Origin of the sequence: Actinocorallia aurantiaca (genome assembly GCF_039533685.1) — a bacterium.
Taxonomy (GTDB): Bacteria; Actinomycetota; Actinomycetes; order Streptosporangiales; family Streptosporangiaceae; genus Actinocorallia; species Actinocorallia aurantiaca.
In genome coordinates this window covers 375393-392508 of the sequence record NZ_BAAATZ010000009.1, presented here as the reverse complement: position 1 = coordinate 392508, position 17116 = coordinate 375393, and the positions used below count along the sequence as shown (strand labels likewise).

The window sequence follows — 17116 nt, the reverse complement described above, 5'->3', positions numbered from 1 at the left end:
CCCGTCCCGCTCATGCCATCGCGTCGATGGCCAGGGCGAGGAACAGGTCCACCCGGTCCTCGGTGCGCCCCACGTCCCTGCCGGTCAGCTCGGTGACACGGGCCAGCCGGTTGCGCAGGGTGTTGACATGGACGTGCAGTGCGGCGGCCGTGGCCGCCCACTGCCCGTCGTGGTCGAGGAACGCGCGCAGCGTCGGCTCCAGGTCGCCGCCGCGCCGGGCGTCGTGCTCGCGGAGCGGGGTGAGCAGGTCCCGCGAGAACGCGCTCAGCGTCTCGGGATCCACCAGCCCGAGCAGCAGCCGGTGCGTGCCCAGCTCGCGGAAGCCGCGCACGGCCGGGCCGCCCGGTGTGCGGCGGAGCACCCGGCACGCCTCCCTCGACTGCAGCAACGGCTGCCGCAGGTCGCCCGCGTGCGCGACGACACCACCGAGACCGGCCACGGGGCGCCGTCCGGGAGACCGCTCCGCCACGTTCGCGACCAGGCGTTCCCCCAGCGCGGGCAGCTCGTCCTCGGAATCCCGCCAGGCGAGCACGGCCACCACGTCGTTCGTGCCCCCCGCGACGACGGCGGGAACGCCCTCGTCCGCGAAGAACTCGCCGACCATTTCGGCCAGGCCGTGCACGGTGGCGGCTTCCCCGCTGAAAGCCACCGTGCACACCGCCAGAGCTCCCGTGGGGTCCACGCCGAACGCCTGCAACCGGCCCGCCACCTCCGACGCGCGCCGCCCACCGGACAGCACCATCTCCAGCAGCTCTCCGGCGAAGCGCATCTCGATGGCCTGCACGGCCTGCTGCCTGGCCACTTCCAGGCTGAGGAACCTGGCGGCCTGCTCCAGCGCGTCGCGCTCGGTGGCGGTCAGCTCGGCCAGCGGCCGCAGGCAGACGAGCGCCGCGTCGACGTCACCGACCGCGCCCACGAGGAACAGCGCGGCACGCCCGTCCCCCAGGTCCAGCTCCAGTGCCGGCGGCCGGCGCGCCAGCCCCTCGGCCACGGTCCGCAGCTGCCCGGCGTCCAGCTCGGCCCCGTCCGCCGCCAGCAGCCGTCCCATCCGGTCGACCACCGCCAGCGGCAGGTCGCGGTCACGGGTGAGCACGCGCAGCACGCCCGAGGCGCCCGTCCCCCGGGAGAGCGCCGTGGCCAGGGCGTCGCCCCGGCGCACCATGCCGATCAGATCCCGCTGGCGTTCGTCGGCGTACATCGCGGAGAACGCGTGCGAGACCGCGGTGAACGGAACCGCCGGAGAGATCTCCAGCAGCGGGAGACCCGCCTCCCCGCAGGCCGCGACCAGGCCTTCCGGGGTGCGCGGCCGCTCGGCGCGCAACCCGAACACGATCCCGGCCGCTCCGGCGCGCCTGACGTTCGCCACGAACTCGGCCGGCGTCACCTGATCGATCCACAGTCCGTTGGTCAGCACCAGCTCCTTTTCCCGGATGTACGGGGACGGGTCGGGAAGCTCGGTGTTGTGCACCCAGGTCACCGACTCCGACAGGGCTCCCGACGTGCCGGATTCGAGGATCCTGAGCTCCAGCGCGGCATTGCCGACGAGCGCGCCAATGGTGATCATCCTGTGAATCTATACATGCCTACCGAGCATCGTGAGATGTTCATCCACCGTCTGGTGCGACGAGCCGGTTCCCTCGTCGGCACGCGACTCGACCCCATGGCAGCAGTCCTGGATCTGGTCGGGCACCGAAAAGGACACTTCGTGGTCATGACCGCGGAGGGTTCGGGCCTGTGGGGAGTCCGGGTCTGAGGCCGTCGGAGGGGTAGGGGGCGGTCTCGGCGATGGGCGGTGGGGAAGGGCTGTCGTCCGGCGACGGTTTCCGGCGTCGCCCCACCTTCATCCACCACGTCATCGAGGGCGTGCACTTCTCCAGCTGCGCCGAGGCCGTGACATCACGGCGGCTCGATCCGTCCCACGGCGGAGTCGAACTCGGCTTCCCGGCCGGTGCTTCCGGCCGTTCTCACCCGGTCTCCCCGGCCAGCCCCGAGGAGACCGGGCGTTTTTCCAGTTCCGCCCATACGACCGTCCCGTCCCCGTCCTCGTGCACGCCCCATCTGCGTGTCAGCGCGTCGACGATCAGCAGGCCCCGTCCCTCTTCGTCCTCATCGGCCGCCTCCCGGACCTGAGGCTCCTTGCCGACGACCCCCGAGTCGGCCACTTCGATCCGCACCACGTCATCTCCGACCGACACCGTCAGCCGGAATCCGCCTTCGCCTCCGTGCGCCACCGCGTTGGTGACCAGCTCGCTCACGATGAGCTGCGCCTCCCCCGCGTCGACCCCCTCTCCGTCCAGCAGCCCACGCGCATACCGCCGGGCCGCCGGCACGGCCGAATCCTCTCCGCCGAAACCGACGCTTCCCAGCACGACCAGTGAACCCATCTCGTCTCCCCCGATTTCCCATATCCGATCCCGCTGCCTCCCGGGCGGCCCCTCGTCACAATGACGACGCTTTGTCTCTTCTGCCCATGTCAAGGCCACTCCAGCCCGGTATCTCCTAAAGAATTGCCACGCTCCCCTACTTTTAGTGATCAAATAGCCATTTTCATTACTTAAACGACCAGATCGCTCACTCTTCGCTACCGATCCGCCCTCGCCGAAGTCGCGGCGCTTCACTCCACCGGGAAGGTGACACCGGGAGCCGCGTGGTCGACGGGGCCGTCGAACCGGGTCGAGGCGCGCGCCACCGCCTGCTGCGGGGTGAGGAAACGCCCGACATGCGTGACGACCAACCGTCCCGCCCCGGCCGAGCGGGCTGTGTCCCCGGCGTCCTCCGGAGTGTGGTGGACCCGCTCACCCTCGGCCGGGGACCGGTCGCTCTCGGCCTCGCACAGCAGCACATCGCATCCCTCGGCCAGACTCGTCAGCGCGGGGCAGGGCGCCGTGTCGCCGGAGTACACCAGCGAGCGGTCCGCGGACTCGACGCGCAGGGCGAAGGCGGGCATGCCGTGCTTCACCGCCCGGCTGGTCAGTGTGAGCGCGCCGACCCGCACCCGGTGCCCGTCGTGCAGTTCCTCGACGGCGAAGGCGGATTCGATCGGGCTGCGGGTGTCGGTGTTGGTGAGGAAGTGGGCGAGCCGGTCGGCGATGCCCGGCGGGCCATACAGGGGGATCGGCGCCGCGAGCTCGATGTCGGCGTAGAGCGCGCCGTAATAGGCGGTGAGAAGGTCCGCGCTGTGATCGGCGTGCAGATGCGAGATCCAGATCGCGTCCAGCCCGTCCAGCCCGACATGCCGTTGCAGCTCGCCCAGCGTCCCGCTGCCCGCGTCCACCCACACCCGGGCGCCCCCGCCGGACACCAGGTAACCGGAACAGGGGTTGCCCACGCTCGCGTAGGGCGTCGCGCAGCCGAGAACAGTGAAACGGAGAGGGTCGTTGGTCATCCACGCACCCTAGAAGACCCGGTCCACGGGCATCGAGTGCGGCCGGACAGCGCGAAGGTCAGGGGATCCGGCGGAGGGCGGCGGTGGTGGCCTCGGGGCTCGCGGACAGCAGCGGCAGGCGGACGGCCGGGGTCGGGATGGCGCCTCGTGCGGCGAGCACCGCCTTGATCACCACCGGGTTGGGCTCTGCGAACAGCGCGCCCGACAGGCCCGCCAGCTCGTGGCCGAGCGTTCGGGCCTCGTCGATGCGGCCGGTCCGCCACAGTTCGACGAGCCGTGCGAAACGGGCGGTCTCCAGGTGGGCGGAGGCGAGGACCGCGCCGGACGCGCCGAGCGCCAGCATCGGCGAGACGTAGAGGTCGTCGCCGGCGAGCACCGCCGTGTGCTCCGGACGGCCCGCCATGAACGTGATCGTCGCCTCGTCGACGCCTCCCGCGGCGTGCTTGAACCCCGCGACGCCCGGGATCGCGGCGAGCCTGAGCAGGGTACGGCCGCTCAGCGGACGGCCCGTCCGGTAGGGGACGTGGTAGATGACCAGCGGCACCCGGGAGGCGGCGGCCAGCGTCTCGAAGTGGGCGACGACTCCGTCCTCCGAGGGCCTGACGAACGCCGGGACGCCGACCATGGCCGCGGTCGCACGCTCGTCGAGCGCGGTCAGGGCCGCGAGCGTCGCGGCCGTGGAGGCGCCCTCGACCCCGGCGGTCAGGGGGACCGAGCGCTCCGCGCAGACGGCGGCGCAGATCTCCAGGGCCCTGCCGCGCTCGTGCTCGGTGAGGGAGGCGGCCTCCGCGGTGGTGCCGAGCGCGACGATCCCGGACGCCCCGTCGTCGAGGACCGTGTGGGCGAGGCCCTCCAGGGCGTCCTCGGCGAGCGTGCCGGAGGAGGTGAAGGGCGTGATGAGCGGAATGTGGAGACCTGTGAAAATCATGGATCGAGGGTGTCCCGACCTTGAGCATCAGGTCCAGTTCAGGTTCGTTCAGTTGAGCGTAAGCTGAGCTGATGCTCGATGTGCGCAAGTTGAGGCTGCTGCGGGAACTGGCGCATCGCGGGACGATCGCGGCGGTCGCCGAGGCCCTGTCCTACACGCCCTCGGCCGTCTCCCAGCAGCTCGCGGCGCTGGAGCGCGAGGCCGGGGTGGCGCTGCTGGAGCGGACCGGACGCCGGGTCGAGCTGACCCCCGCGGCCCGGACGCTCGCGACGCGCACCGAGACGGTCCTCGCGGCGCTGGCCGAGGCCGAGGCGGAGCTCGCGGCCTCCCGGACCGGGCTCACCGGGACCCTGCGGATCGGCGCCTTCCCCACGGCCGTGCGGACCGTCCTGTCCCCCGCGCTGGTGACGCTCAGCAGGACCCATCCGGGGCTCGACCTGCGGGTCAGCGAACTCGATCCGGCGGTGGTGCCCGACGCGCTGCGGGCCGACGCGCTCGACGTCGCACTCGTCCAGGAGTACGACTTCACGGCCTCGCCCGACCATCCGGGGCTGGAGACCGAACCGCTGCTGGAGGAGACCGTCCACCTGGCGGCGCTGTCGGCGGGTCCGCCGAGCGCCCACCGGGACGCCCCGTGGATCGCGGCGACCCCCGGCACGCTCTGCCACACGATGACCGTCCGGGCCTGCGAGGCCGAGGGCTTCACTCCGAGGATCCGGCACCACGCCGACGACTTCGGGGCCGTCCTCGCCCTGGTCGCCGCAGGCCAGGGCGTCGCGCTGGTTCCCGACCTCGGCCTGCTCGACCCGCCGCCCGGCGTCGTCCTCACCCCGCTGGCCGCGCGCCGCCGCACCCGCATCGCCTACCGCCGAGGCGCCGCAGCCCACCCCCTGATCGCCGCGGCCCGAGCCGCCCTCCACGCCGTCTGACGCCGGTCCCGAGTCAGTCGAGGCCCAGCTCGCCCATCCTGCTCCAGCCGGACGCGCCCTCGATCGTGGTGCTGACGATCTCGGGGGCGCGCTGGACGAGGGGGCGCATGGTCTCCATCGCGGCGCGGAAGTGGTCGGAGTCCACGTGGGCCGCGGCGGCATCATCCTGGAAGGCCTCGACCAGGACGTAGGTGTTCGGGTCCTCCAGGCTGCGGGACCACTCGAACCAGAGGTTGCCGGGTTCCGCGCGGGTGGCCCGGGTGAACGCCTCCACGTGGGACGGCCACTCTTCGGCGTGCTCGGGCTTCACGGGGAATTTCACGACGATGAAGATCATGCTTCCAGCTTACGGACCCGGGGTCGGGCTCCGGCGTGTTCTCCGCCACCGGGGCGATGTCCGCTTCCTCATGCGGAGGTCGATTCGGCGGTCAGGTGTCCTCTGGTTCCCAGGGGGTCGTCTCCACGATCCGGGGGACCGTCATGTGGCCGTCGACGATCTCCACCTCGATGACCACGGAGACGGGGGTGTCCGCGCGGCAGCACCCGGCCGTCTCCCTGATTCCGGTGGAGGTCACCATCTTGGCGGCGGCGTAGGTGCCCATCGTGCCGCAGCCCGCGAGGATGACCAGGCGCCTGGAGGGAGAAAAGGGATTGGGCAGGAAGCTGATGACCGCGAAGTCCCGTACGGTCTTCTCCTCTTCGATCTCCTGGGCGAGCTTCCGATTGTCGGAGAGACGTATGAGGTTCGCACTGCGGGGGAAGAGCTCGAATGCGTACGGCATTTCCAGGCGGCCATCGAGCCGCTTGTAAAAGTCATTCGCGTTGGGACCTCCGATGACGACCAGGTGGCTGTCGGCGTCTCGTCTCAGGGAAAAGGTCTTCGACCGTTCGATCCTGATCGTCCTCACGCCGAGCGCCGTGCTCAGATAATGGTCCACAGTCGCTGCGGCCATGGCGTCGCCCTCGTACAGGGTCGGCAGCGGCGTGTCGCCCCCCGGCCCGTCGGACTGCACGATGACCACCTGTTCGGAGGACTGGACGCGCCAGAACCGCCTCGCCGGGCCGATCGACCTCCACCGCGCGTAGAGCCCTCGGGCCAGGGCTCCCAGAAGAAAGGCGAGAAGCGAGGACAGCAGGTTGAGCGCCAACGCCGAAGTCATGGTTCCGCCACCTCAGAGTTTTTCACAACAGATCGTCACCGACGATTTCGTCGAAGACCAGTGAATAACTGAGACGCATCACCGGGATCTGCGGTTTCATCGGCGCGCGACTCGGAAGCAGGGGCCGCGAGGGCGGTTCCGCGAGATGAAAAAGACATCCGGAAAGCCCGTGGCCGTGAATCCGGAAATCTTCGGCGTCCGAAACCCGAGTATCTTCGCCCCGTCAGACCCCACCGCTCCAGGCCCGGAGGGCGTGGCCCTTCCAGCAGGCCCCCCCTCGGCTCGGCGCGTAGTAGTCGAAGGAGTTGACGGCGCCGCAGGCGCATCGCACGTTCACGCCCGGGAGAACGGTTTCCGGTTTCCCCTGGGGCGAGGGGCCCCCGTTCTCGAAGGCGGCCCGCGTTCCGTCGAACCGGACGAGTTCGAGCGTCCTGGCGGCCCTCCGCCTGGAGACGAAGGCCTCGACCCTCCCGTCCTCGCCCAGCAGCACGATGCCGGGAATCTCCTTCTCCTCCAGGAAGATGAAGCCGACGGCGCTCTTCACGAGCTCGTCCAGGGTGGCCGTGGACGGGGCGACGGCCACAGGGAGGACGCGTCCGTCCTCCCCCGCCACCCCGTAAGGGGTGCCCTGCTCGTCGATCAGGACGAACGGGCCGTGCTCCGGCCTCCCGGCGTCGTCCGGGGCGACGACGGTGAAGGGGTCGCTCCCCAGCTCCCCGATCTCGTGGTGCACGATCGCTCCCCTCCCGCAGGCGGCCCGCAGGCCGGTTCCGGTCCCCGGGGAGATACCCGGACGGAAGCCCGGCCCCGCCGGACACGGGAAATCAGCGGAGAAATTTTCCCCTTCGGGGTCAGCGCAGGCCGTGGCGGTCGGCCCAGGCGGAGACCGCGGCGGCGATCTCCCCGGGACGGTCCTCGGGGGCGTGGTGGCCGGCCTCGCCGCAGTGGACGGTCTCGAGGGAGGCGATGTTCGCCGTGCACCAGGCCGCCATCCTCTCGTCGACGAGAAGGGTCGGCGAGCCTTCGAAGGTCATCAGGAGCTTGGGGACGTCCGGGCTCTTCGCCAGCCAGGCGTCGTAGGCCTCGATCCGGGTGACGAGTTCGGCGGGCTCGCCGCCGAGGGGCATCTGCCGGGCCCAGGCCAGCAGGGGGCGGCGGCTGTCGCGGGTCGGGTAGGGGGCGAGGTAGGCCTCCAGGTCCGCCGCCTCCAGCGGGGTGAGCACTCCGCCGGTGAACGCCTGCCGGACGGCGAGGTCCTGGTCGAGCATCATCTTCTCGCCGGTGCCGGGCGTGCGGATGGCCTCGGAGCGGGCGCGCGCCTGCGGTGAGAGGTCCTCCCAGGCCATCGGCTTGACGATGCTCTCCAGGAACGCCAGGCCGAGGACGCGCTCGGGATGGCGGGCCGCCCAGTCGAAGGCGAGCGCGCCGCCCCAGTCGTGCCCGACGAGGACGACGCGGTCGAGGCCGAGCGCGTCGAACCAGGCGTCCAGATAGCGGGCATGGTCGGCGAACAGGTAGGGGATGTCCGGTTTTCCGGAGAGCCCCATGCCGATGAGGTCCGGGGCGAGCAGCCGGCCGGGCCCGACGCCGGGCAGGACGTCGCGCCACAGGTGCGAGGAGCCCGGGTTGCCGTGGAGGAAGACGAAGTCCGTCCCCGTTCCGGAGTCCCGGTAGTGGATGGTCGAGTCGAGAACGTTCACTTCGGGCATGCGGGGTCCCTTCTAGGGGGTCGGGGTGTCGAGAGGGGCGTCCAGCAGGGCCGTCAGGTCCCGGACGAACTCCTCGGTGCGCGGATCGTCGCGGCCGCCCAGCGGGGCCAGCAGCCGTTCCAGCAGCACCCGGACGGTGTCGAGGGCGGGCCGGACGGCCTCGTGCCCTCGTTCGGTCAGTTCGAGCCGCACCGTCCGGGTGTCGACGGGATCGCGTGTCCGCGCGATGAGCCCGTCGGCCTCCAGCGTCCGCGCCAGCTTGGACACGTACAGCGCCTCCATCCCCGCGTGGTCGGCCAGTTCGCGCTGACTGGGCCGCAGCCCGTCGCGCCGCATCCCGTACAGCGAGGACAGCAGCACGTACTGCGCGTGCGTCAGCCCCAGCGGCGCCAGCGCCCGGTCGACGGCGACCCGCCATTTCATGGCCAGCCGCCACACCAGGTGGCCGGGCGTCCCTCTCTCACTCATGCCATTTAATGTACATGGCTACTATGTACATGACTACTGTTTTCGGCGCGAAAGGCTCCCGGAGGCGAAGGGGCGGACCCCGTCAGGTCAGAAGAGGGGGCGGGAGACCGGCCAGCGGAGGGTCTCGGAGAGCCAGTCGAAGGCCTGCTGGGTGAAGCGGGAGCGGTTCCACAGCTCGCAGTGGCCGGCGGCTCCCTCGGCCCGGGTGAAGGCCCTGAAGGTCTTGGGGCCGGGGAGGCGGGCGTAGAAGGTGCCGGCCCGGGCGGACAGCAGGTCGGCCTCGGTGGCGCCCACGAAGGTCGGGCAGGTGATCTCCTCCACGACCTCGGAGATGTTGTAGCGGGCCAGGTCCAGGATGTACTCGGCGGGCGAGTCCACGCCGTGGATCCACTGGCCGCGCTGGACCAGCTGCCAGCGGTGCACCCGGTCCTCCAGGAACGGCTCCAGGTAGGGCGCCAGGTCGGCCGGGTCGACGTCCGGGAGGGCGTTCTTGATCTCGTCGGGGAAGGGGGCCTCCTCGCGCAGCAGGTCGATCTGGTCCCACTGGCCGGGGTCGACGACCAGCGCCTTCACCCGGGGGTCGCCCGCCACGCCGCGCGAGGCCAGGTAGCCGCCGAAGCTCCAGCCCATGACGACCAGCCGGTCCGGGTCGACCTCCCCGTAGGTGAGGAGCCGCTTGAGGATCGGCCCCAGGACGTGCTCCCAGTCGTGGCGGATGTGCAGGCCGTACTCGATGAGATTGCGGCCCTGGCCCGGCCCGTCCATCAGCAGGCAGTGGTATCCGCGTTTCAATGCCGGAATTGCGTGGGACCAGTACATCTCGTGGAGGTTGGAGTCGTATCCGTTGACCGCGACCACGGTCGGGCGAGTCTCGTCCTTGGCCGCGAGGCAGAGGTAGCCGCGCAGTTCGACGTCCTCGTAGGGGACTTCCATGGGGCGCAGGCGCCGCAGTTCCGCCGAGCGCCCGAAGGCGTCGAACTCCTTGCGGAAGGTCTCGGCCAGGCGCGGGTCCACGGGGCTGCCGAAGAGCGGGAAGTTCGCCACGCGGTAGTAGGTGGAAGCCCTGTGGTAGGCCTCGGCGGCGCTGACGGCGTGTCCCTTGTCGTCGCTGCGGGCGCCCCATTCGGCGACCATGTCGGCGGTCGCCGTCCACTCGCGGTGCCAGCCGTCGGCGTCCCTCCCGGTGATCCGGGAGGCCGTCAGGGCGCACTCGCCGTACTCGGCGCCGCCGCCCGTCATGGTCATCAGCGCGCGGTCGGCGAACTGCTGGAACAGCCGATCCTCGAACAGGCGCATATCACATCCATACCCGCATATCACGTACCTACCCGGAAAGAGCACAAGTCGGCAGATGCCACTTACCAATCGCTTGCTTGTTTTATGTCGCGACGAGGCGGCACCTCCCTGCCTCGCCACGGAAGACCGGCGTCCTCGGCGACTCACCACGCACCACCCCGCCCACCCCCGAGTCGGCGATTTCAATACATCCGGCCCCCCAGCGACTATTACGCAACAGCGATAGGCCGGTCATGGACGGATTCATGACGAGCGGCGCAGGCGATCAGATTTTCACGTCGTTTCATTGACACGATTTCCACTCGATAGAGCCGCGCCATTTGACTCTTCTCTAGGGCCTCCTATTTTCCAGATGTGGCGGTTTTCGCGTTTCCGGTTTTTCGGCTGGAACCGATGAGACGTCCACCCCTACCGAAGACCGTTAGGTGACGTTCCGGTGCCGGCCAGGCACTACTCCGACGCCCACAGGGACCAGGTCGAACGGCTGGCGACACCCCCATTCACCACGTCCCCTACCAGCGGATACCTTTCCGGCATTCCGCGACATGACGCCGATCGAGATAGCCGCAGAAAACGCTCGGCCAGGCGGACAGGCGTCGAATCATTCACTTCGGTGAAATCATTGATCTCGACCTATTCGACGACTTTCTCGGCAGCCGTTTGAAGATCGATAACTGTGTGTTTGCAATTCTCAGTGGTTCACGCCCGCGCTCCCTGGAGAAAACAGCGGTGTGCGACTCACCGCGCAGGAATATCCGGGTTTCACGCACCACTGATCACTCCACGAGGGAAGTTGTGATTGGTCAGTGAATCGCCCGACTGTGACGGCTCTGCGTCTTCACAAACGCGACAGACGGGGATGTCCGGTACTCGTTAATAGGAGAAAGATTCGCTAAATGAAAACTATCCTCACTCGCGTCTCGCGGAGTTCACCGCGAAGTTCGCCCTGGCGCTCTCGGCTGGCGGCGGCCTTCTCAATCCTCCCGGTGATAGCCCTGACCATCGCTGTGCAGTCCAGCGCGCGCGCCGCGACGGCTCCAGTGGATCTGGGAACTGCCGAAAGCTTCGCGGTTCTGGCCGGAACCACGGTCACGAACACCGGTCCCAGCAAGATCATCGGGGACCTGGGCGTGAGCCCGGGCAGCGCGGTGACCGGGTTCCCTCCCGGCATAGTGATCGGGGCGGAGCACGTTGCCGACGCCGTCGCCCTCCAAGCGCAATCCGACCTGACCACCGCGTACAACGACGCCGCCGGGCGACCCTCGACCGGCTCCGTCTCGGGCGACCTCGTCGGTCAGACCTTCGTCTCCGGCGTCTACACGGCCACGTCCTCCATCGGGCTGACGGGCACGGTCACTCTCGACGGCCAGGGTGACCCCAGCTCCGTCTTCATCTTCCAGATCGGTTCCACGCTCATCACCGGATCGGCCAGCCGCGTCAGGCTCATCAACGGCGCCCGAGCATGCAACGTCTTCTGGCAGGTGGGCAGCTCCGCGACGCTGGGAACGAACTCCACCTTCGTCGGCAACATCCTCGCCCTCACCTCGATCTCGGTGACGACCGGCACCACCATCGCCGGCCGGGCGCTGGCCCGCAACGGCGCGGTCACCCTTGACAACAACGTCATCACCAGACCCCAGTGCTCCCCTCCCGGACCGACAGGACCACCCGGACCGACAGGATCACCCGGGCCGACAGGACCCGAGGGGCCGGCAGGTCCGGGTGGACCCGCGGGACCGGGTGGGCCCGCAGGACCGGCGGGACCCGGTGGACCCGCAGGACCGGCGGGACCCGGTGGACCCGCAGGACCGGCGGGACCGGGTGGTCCCGCGGGACCCGCGGGACCTGAGGGTCCGGCAGGACAGCCCGGGCCGGCAGGACCCGGGGGACCCGCAGGACCCGGGGGACCCGCAGGACCCGCAGGACCGGGAGGACCCGCGGGACCCGCGGGACCCGCGGGACCCGCAGGACCCGCAGGACCCGCAGGACCCGCAGGACCGAAGGGTGACCACGGCGAGTGCCGCGACAGAGACGACAAGTGCCGCGACAGGTGTCACGACCGGGGCGACAAGTGCCACGAGAGGGGCGACAAGTGCCACGAGAGGGACTACAAGTGCCGCGACAGGTGCCGCGACCGGGGCGACAAGTGCCACGAGAGGGGCGACAAGTGCCACGAGAGGGACTACAAGTGCCGCGACAGGAACAATAAATGTCGCGACAGGGGCGACAAGTGCCATGACAAGAACGACCACTGGCGCCGCGTTTCCAAGAACAGCTGATCGCTCCACGTCGAACCCATGAAGACCACTCCGGCCCAGCCAGATCTCTGGCTGGGCCGGAGTGGTCTGTACGGCGTGGAACGGGACGCTGAAGCGTTGCGGGACCGGAAGGAGGCGCTCACCGGGACCGGCCCGGCCGACCGTCGCCCTCAGGGCGGGGCCACCGGCGGCAGGTGGACGTCCGGCGGCCGTCCCTTCCCCTCGCCCGTCATCGGCGTAACCTCGGTGATCCTGGGACGGATATCACACGCCCGCCCGACAAAATCATGGCCAAGTGGGCAATACACAACCGAGTGCCTGCCTGGTGGGCATATGCGATGATCGAAATTTTCTCCAGAAATGAGAGGAGCGTGCACATGGGCGTGCAGTGGGTGGCCGCGCACCGGGCGGCGATGGTCAGCCCCTACGACGGCCTCAGCTTCACCAAACCGCGCGGCGGGTTCAGCGGGCGCACCGTGCGGCAGGTCGTCCACCTGCACCGCGGCGGACCGCAGCTGCGGGTGTGGCTGAGCAACCAGTTCGGCAGCGGCCCGCTGCGTATCGGAGAGGCCCGGGTAGGCCGCCATCTCGGCGGCGGGCGGATCGCCGAGGACCAGATCAGGCTGTCGTTCGGTGGTTCGAAGTCGGTGGAGATCGTGGCCGGCACCGAGGTGGTCAGCGACCTCACCGACTTCGAGGTCCCCGACGACGCCGAGCTCGCGATCAGCCTTTACGTAGTAGAGGACAGCGGGTTGGCCACCAACCACCCCGAGGCCCTGCAGACCGGTTACGTCGCCGCCGGGAACACCGCCGCCGACCCCGAGCCCGGCCTCGCGGAGGAGATCGCCTCCCTCTACTGGATCAAAGGGGTGGACCTCCGGCTGGAACGCTCCGGAGACGAGCCCGTCGTCGCCGCGTTCGGCGACTCCCTCACCGACGGCTCCGGCACCACCCCCGGAGCCCACCAGCGCTACCCCGACCACCTGTCCCGCCGCCTCGGCCTGCCCGTCCTCAACCTCGGCATCGGCGGCAACCGCCTGCTGCGCAACGGCTTCGGGCCCGCGGGACTGCTCCGCTTCCAGCCGGACGTCCTGTCCGTCCCCGGCCTCACCCACGTGATCATCGCCCTGGGGATCAACGATCTGGGCCTGCCGGCGATGCTCGGCCAGCCCAAGACCGGCGCCGAGGAGATGATCGCGGGTTTCACCACCCTGGCCCGCCTGGCGCGGGAGGCGGGGGTGGCTCCGATCGGCGCGACCCTGCCGCCCTACGCCGGGACCACCTTCCCCGGCTACCACTCCGAGAAGGGGGACCGGATCCGCGAGGCCGTCAACGACTGGATCCGCCGGACCCCGGAGTACCACGCCTGCCTGGACATCGACGCCGCCGTGCGCGACCCCGAACGGCCCTCCCGCTTCCATCCGGACCTGCACTGCGGGGACGGCCTGCACCCCAACGACGAGGGCGCCCGGGCCATGGCCCACGCCATCGGCCTGGACGCCTTCCTGACGCGGCGGGTCAGCCGCTGAACGGGGACTCCGCCGGGAGTCCACTCCCCCGCCGCCGAGCCACCTGCCCGAAATTCAGCAAAATGTGCGTTCCGTCCGGGATGCCGGTGCGTTAGGTTCCTGCGTTCCCCCACCGAAGACGTTCTCGTTTCCAGGAGTGTGATTCCGATGTGGCAGCGGCGTGACCTCCTCAGGGCCGCGGTGCTCTCGGCCGGAGCCGGCGGCGCCCTCCTCGCCGGTCCCGCCGGGGCCGCGGGAGCGCGGGTCGTCTCGGAGAAGAAGCTGAGCTCCCGGGTCCGCGACCTGACGATCGCCTCCCCCGCGATGCGGCGCAACATGAAGGTCAGGCTCGTCCTGCCCAAAGGCTGGAACCGGAAGCGGAAATGGCCGCTGCTGTGGCTCCTGCACGGCGGGAACGACGGCTACCGGGCATGGTCCGAGAAGTCCGACATCATCACGAGGAGCGCCCGGCACCGGATGATGGTCGTCATGCCCGAGGGCGGCAGCGGCGGAGGCTACACCGACTGGCTGGTCGGCCCCCAGTGGGAGACCTTCCACCTGAAGGAGCTGCGCGGCATCCTGATGAGCCGTTACGGGGCGTCCAGGCGGCAGGCGGTCGCCGGGCTGTCGGCCGGGGGCTACGGAGCGCTGATCTACTCCGCCCGGCACCCCGGCATGTTCGCGTTCACCGGCAGCTTCAGCGGCTACGGCGCCACCCTGGTGCCCGGCGCCCCCGAGGTGCTGCTGACCGGCATCCCCGGCTCCGGCGCCGAGAAGTTCCTCATGTGGGGGCAGCCCCAGCTCAACCGGGACGTCTGGGAGGCGCACGACCCGCTCAGCCGGGCCAGGGGGCTCCGCGGCACCAGGCTCTACATCTCCTGCGCCCGCAACGGCGAGAAGGGGCCGCTGGATCCCGAGACCGCCCACGCCGCCGACCCCGCCGAGGCGTTCTGCCACTACACGACGGCCCCTCTGGTCGCCCGGCTGCGCAGGCTCGAGATCCCCGTCACCGCCGACCTCTACGCCAGGGGCACCCACACCTGGCCCTATTTCCGGCGGGGCCTGAAGCGCTCCTGGCCCATGATCACCAAGTCGCTGGGGGTCTGAGCAGGGACTCCCGCCCCGTCCGCCCCCGGCCGAACGGCACCCCGGGACTGGCCTCAACACCAAACCGGCTGATACCTATATCAGCTAGGGCGACCTACAGAGAGCCAGGACAAGTGGGGCAAAGTACTGCGGAGATCTTCCTGAGCGGCCAGGACGACCCCGGACCATGAACACGAGCTGCGCCTGGCCCGAATGCGCCGGCACCGTGGCGGACGGCTACTGCCTGGAATGCGGGCTGGCCCCGGAACCGCCACCGGAAGGCCTCACCCACCCCGACCACGGACTCCCCCGCACCGGCTCCCAGCACCCCGGAACCTGGACGAGCACGGCCCGCAGCACCGCCCGCAGCACCGGCGGGTCGGCCAGCGGCAAGTCCCGGCGCGGGCTGCTCGGCGCCGGCCTGGTCGAGGTCCCGCCCGTCCCCTACAAGGACCCCGCCGAGGCCGTACTGGCCGACCCCGTCGTCGCCGAGCGCAAACGCTACTGCCGCTGCGGCGAGGCCGTCGGGCGCGGCCGCGACGGCGGGCCCGGGCGGGCCGAAGGCTTCTGCCCCCGCTGCGGCGCCTCCTACTCCTTCCTGCCCAAGCTGCGCCCCGGCGACCTCGTCGGCGGCCAGTACGAGGTGCTCGGCTGCCTCGCCCACGGCGGCCTCGGCTGGATCTACCTGGCCCGCGACCGCAACGTCAGCGACCGCTGGGTGGTACTCAAGGGCCTGCTGGACACCGAGGACCCCGAGGCCGGCGCGGTGGCCGCCGCGGAGAAGGCGTTCCTGGCCGAGGTCGAGCACCCCAACATCGTCCGGATCTACAACTTCGTCCAGCACCCCGACCCGCGCACCCTGCGGATGCTCGGCTACATCGTCATGGAGTACGTCGGCGGCCACGCCCTCAAGGACGTCCTGCACGAGCACCGCCGCGAGCACGGCGAGGGCGCCGCCCTCCCCCTCGGCCAGGCCATCGCCTACGCCCTGGAGGTGCTGCGGGCCATGGGCTACCTGCACTCCCTCGGCCTCCTGTACTGCGACTTCAAGCCCGACAACGCCATCCAGTCCGAAGAGCAGCTCAAACTGATCGACCTCGGCGGGGTGAGGCGCATGGACGACACCGAGTCCGCCGTCTACGGCACGGTCGGCTACCAGGCTCCCGAGATCGCCGGGCTCGGCCCGTCCGTCGCCTCGGACCTCTACACCGTCGGCCGCGCCCTGGCCGTGCTCAGCTTCCCCTTCCACGGCCACACCACCAAGTACGCGGCGAGCCTGCCGCCCCGCGAGCAGGTCCCGGTGCTGCGCGAGCACGAGTCCTACGACCGCCTCCTGCGCCGCGCCACCGCCCGCGACCCCTACTCGCGCTTCCAGGACGCCCAGGAGATGGCCGAGCAGCTCACCGGGGTGCTGCGCGAGGTGCTCTCGGCCCAGGACGGGCGGCCGCGCCCCGCCCCCTCCGCCCTGTTCGGACCCGAACGCCGCATCCCCGCCGAGCGGCTCACGCCCCGGGCCGCGCTGCTGGCCCTGCCGACCCCCCTGCCCCGCCCCTCGGACGGGTCCGCCGGGTTCCTGGCGTCGCTGACCGTCGACGACCCCCGCGCCCTGCTGGCCGCGCTGGCCTCCGCCCCCGCCGACTCCCCCGACCTCCGGCTGCGCCGGGTGCTGGCCCATCTGGAACTCGACGACCACGACTCCGCCCGCCTGATCCTCGCCGGACTGCGCGAGGACTGGCGGTCCGAGTGGTACCGGGCGGTGTCCGCGCTGGGCGCGGGGGAGCTGCGGGAGGCCCGCCACCGGTTCGACGACCTCTACGACCTCACGCCCGGCGAGGCCGCCCCGAAACTCGCCCTCGGCTTCTGCCACGAACTGCTCGGCCGCCTGCCCGAGGCCGAGCGCTACTACCAGACCGTCTGGCGCACCGACCAGACGTACGTGAGCGCCGCCTTCGGCCTGTCCAGGGTGCGTTCCGCCGCCGGGGACCGGGCCGGCGCCATCGCCGCGCTCGACGCCGTCCCCCCGGCCTCCAGCCACTTTCCGAGCGCCCGGATCGCCGCCGTCCACCTGATCATTTCCGGTCGGGAACCTACCGGTCTGTCCGAGCGTGAACTGATAGACGCCGCCAGTCGTCTCAGCCGTCTGGGCCTCGACGCGCAGCGCCACTGGCGGCTGTCCGCCGAGATCCTTCACTCGGCCCTGGACCGGGTGATGGCCGGGAATCCGTCCCGGGCCCGGATCCTGGGCGTCCGCCTGACAGAGGAGGAACTGCGCCGCGGCCTTGAACGCGCCTACCGGGCCCTGGCCCGGCTCGCCGACGACCCCCCCGAACGCCACGCCCTGGTCACCCGGGCCAACGCCATCCGTCCCAGAACCCTGTTCTGACCCTCC

At 70.5% G+C, this 17116-nt stretch carries 17 protein-coding genes; 6 read left to right on the top strand and 11 right to left on the bottom strand.

The window, feature by feature from the left end; all coding sequences use genetic code 11:
• Positions 1-10 precede the first annotated feature (10 nt).
• Entirely contained in the window at positions 11-1564 is a 1554-nt protein-coding gene (locus tag ABD327_RS14640) for a PucR family transcriptional regulator (protein ID WP_344450901.1), read from the bottom strand.
• Between the two features lie 36 nt (positions 1565-1600).
• On the opposite strand from ABD327_RS14640, the gene ABD327_RS14635 reads away from it, so the two are divergent.
• Positions 1601-1753, top strand: a complete 153-nt coding sequence (locus ABD327_RS14635) for a hypothetical protein (RefSeq protein ID WP_344450900.1) — start codon at positions 1601-1603, stop codon at positions 1751-1753.
• 211 nt (positions 1754-1964) lie between these two features.
• Here the strand turns inward: ABD327_RS14635 and ABD327_RS14630 are convergent, their stop codons facing one another.
• The 3 genes from ABD327_RS14630 to ABD327_RS14620 form a co-directional block, all read right to left on the bottom strand.
• The gene (locus tag ABD327_RS14630) at positions 1965-2384 is read right to left on the bottom strand and encodes an ATP-binding protein (RefSeq protein WP_344450899.1); all 420 of its coding nucleotides are present in this window, start codon (positions 2382-2384) and stop codon (positions 1965-1967) included.
• Positions 2385-2614: 230 nt separating this feature from the next.
• The gene (locus tag ABD327_RS14625; RefSeq protein WP_344450898.1) at positions 2615-3385 is read right to left on the bottom strand and encodes an MBL fold metallo-hydrolase; all 771 of its coding nucleotides are present in this window, start codon (positions 3383-3385) and stop codon (positions 2615-2617) included.
• Between the two features lie 58 nt (positions 3386-3443).
• Positions 3444-4313, bottom strand: a complete 870-nt coding sequence (locus ABD327_RS14620; RefSeq protein ID WP_344450897.1) for a dihydrodipicolinate synthase family protein — start codon at positions 4311-4313, stop codon at positions 3444-3446.
• A gap of 71 nt (positions 4314-4384) precedes the next feature.
• Here ABD327_RS14620 and ABD327_RS14615 point away from each other — a divergent pair, with 71 nt between their 5' ends.
• On the top strand, positions 4385-5242 hold the full coding sequence (locus ABD327_RS14615; protein WP_344450896.1) for a LysR family transcriptional regulator: 858 nt from the start codon (positions 4385-4387) through the stop codon (positions 5240-5242).
• A 13-nt stretch (positions 5243-5255) separates the two neighbouring features.
• Here the strand turns inward: ABD327_RS14615 and ABD327_RS14610 are convergent, their stop codons facing one another.
• The 7 genes from ABD327_RS14610 to ABD327_RS14580 form a co-directional block, all read right to left on the bottom strand.
• Positions 5256-5579, bottom strand: coding sequence for a putative quinol monooxygenase (locus ABD327_RS14610; protein ID WP_344450895.1), 324 nt, complete (start codon positions 5577-5579; stop codon positions 5256-5258).
• Positions 5580-5670: 91 nt separating this feature from the next.
• Positions 5671-6402, bottom strand: a complete 732-nt coding sequence (locus ABD327_RS14605; protein ID WP_344450894.1) for a hypothetical protein — start codon at positions 6400-6402, stop codon at positions 5671-5673.
• Between the two features lie 223 nt (positions 6403-6625).
• Complete coding sequence (locus tag ABD327_RS14600; RefSeq protein WP_344450893.1) at positions 6626-7135, bottom strand: hypothetical protein; 510 nt, start codon at positions 7133-7135, stop codon at positions 6626-6628.
• Positions 7136-7253: 118 nt separating this feature from the next.
• A complete protein-coding gene (locus ABD327_RS14595) occupies positions 7254-8111 on the bottom strand; it encodes a haloalkane dehalogenase (protein ID WP_344450892.1) in 858 nt (285 codons plus the stop codon).
• Between the two features lie 12 nt (positions 8112-8123).
• Positions 8124-8579 carry a MarR family winged helix-turn-helix transcriptional regulator gene (locus tag ABD327_RS14590; protein ID WP_344450891.1) on the bottom strand — a complete coding sequence of 152 codons (456 nt, stop codon included), beginning with the start codon at positions 8577-8579 and terminating at the stop codon, positions 8124-8126.
• 87 nt (positions 8580-8666) lie between these two features.
• Entirely contained in the window at positions 8667-9875 is a 1209-nt protein-coding gene (locus ABD327_RS14585) for an alpha/beta hydrolase family protein (protein ID WP_344450890.1), read from the bottom strand.
• Between the two features lie 892 nt (positions 9876-10767).
• The gene (locus ABD327_RS14580) at positions 10768-10992 is read right to left on the bottom strand and encodes a hypothetical protein (RefSeq protein ID WP_344450889.1); all 225 of its coding nucleotides are present in this window, start codon (positions 10990-10992) and stop codon (positions 10768-10770) included.
• Between ABD327_RS14580 and ABD327_RS37465 the strand changes: the two genes are divergently transcribed.
• From ABD327_RS37465 to ABD327_RS14560, 4 genes are all read left to right on the top strand, one after another.
• Positions 10883-12154, top strand: a complete 1272-nt coding sequence (locus tag ABD327_RS37465; RefSeq protein WP_425547121.1) for an ice-binding family protein — start codon at positions 10883-10885, stop codon at positions 12152-12154. The genes ABD327_RS14580 and ABD327_RS37465 overlap by 110 nt on opposite strands.
• Before the next feature lie 356 nt (positions 12155-12510).
• Positions 12511-13662, top strand: a complete 1152-nt coding sequence (locus ABD327_RS14570) for a GDSL-type esterase/lipase family protein (protein ID WP_344450887.1) — start codon at positions 12511-12513, stop codon at positions 13660-13662.
• 147 nt (positions 13663-13809) lie between these two features.
• A complete protein-coding gene (locus ABD327_RS14565) occupies positions 13810-14748 on the top strand; it encodes an alpha/beta hydrolase (protein WP_344450886.1) in 939 nt (312 codons plus the stop codon).
• Positions 14749-14914: 166 nt separating this feature from the next.
• The gene (locus ABD327_RS14560) at positions 14915-17110 is read left to right on the top strand and encodes a serine/threonine-protein kinase (protein ID WP_344450885.1); all 2196 of its coding nucleotides are present in this window, start codon (positions 14915-14917) and stop codon (positions 17108-17110) included.
• The last annotated feature ends 6 nt before the right edge of the window (positions 17111-17116 follow it).

Coding starts and splice junctions, on each gene's coding strand:
- ABD327_RS14630 (WP_344450899.1), bottom strand. CDS start 2,384: ATGGGTTCACTGGTCGTGCTGGGAAGCGTCGGTTTCGGCGGAGAGGAT.
- ABD327_RS14580 (WP_344450889.1), bottom strand. CDS start 10,992: ATGATCTTGCTGGGACCGGTGTTCGTGACCGTGGTTCCGGCCAGAACC.
- ABD327_RS14625 (WP_344450898.1), bottom strand. CDS start 3,385: ATGACCAACGACCCTCTCCGTTTCACTGTTCTCGGCTGCGCGACGCCC.
- ABD327_RS14590 (WP_344450891.1), bottom strand. CDS start 8,579: ATGAGTGAGAGAGGGACGCCCGGCCACCTGGTGTGGCGGCTGGCCATG.
- ABD327_RS14585 (WP_344450890.1), bottom strand. CDS start 9,875: ATGCGCCTGTTCGAGGATCGGCTGTTCCAGCAGTTCGCCGACCGCGCG.
- ABD327_RS14615 (WP_344450896.1), top strand. CDS start 4,385: ATGCTCGATGTGCGCAAGTTGAGGCTGCTGCGGGAACTGGCGCATCGC.
- ABD327_RS14570 (WP_344450887.1), top strand. CDS start 12,511: ATGGGCGTGCAGTGGGTGGCCGCGCACCGGGCGGCGATGGTCAGCCCC.
- ABD327_RS14605 (WP_344450894.1), bottom strand. CDS start 6,402: ATGACTTCGGCGTTGGCGCTCAACCTGCTGTCCTCGCTTCTCGCCTTT.
- ABD327_RS14595 (WP_344450892.1), bottom strand. CDS start 8,111: ATGCCCGAAGTGAACGTTCTCGACTCGACCATCCACTACCGGGACTCC.
- ABD327_RS14610 (WP_344450895.1), bottom strand. CDS start 5,579: ATGATCTTCATCGTCGTGAAATTCCCCGTGAAGCCCGAGCACGCCGAA.
- ABD327_RS14620 (WP_344450897.1), bottom strand. CDS start 4,313: ATGATTTTCACAGGTCTCCACATTCCGCTCATCACGCCCTTCACCTCC.
- ABD327_RS14635 (WP_344450900.1), top strand. CDS start 1,601: ATGTTCATCCACCGTCTGGTGCGACGAGCCGGTTCCCTCGTCGGCACG.
- ABD327_RS14640 (WP_344450901.1), bottom strand. CDS start 1,564: ATGATCACCATTGGCGCGCTCGTCGGCAATGCCGCGCTGGAGCTCAGG.
- ABD327_RS14560 (WP_344450885.1), top strand. CDS start 14,915: ATGAACACGAGCTGCGCCTGGCCCGAATGCGCCGGCACCGTGGCGGAC.
- ABD327_RS14565 (WP_344450886.1), top strand. CDS start 13,810: ATGTGGCAGCGGCGTGACCTCCTCAGGGCCGCGGTGCTCTCGGCCGGA.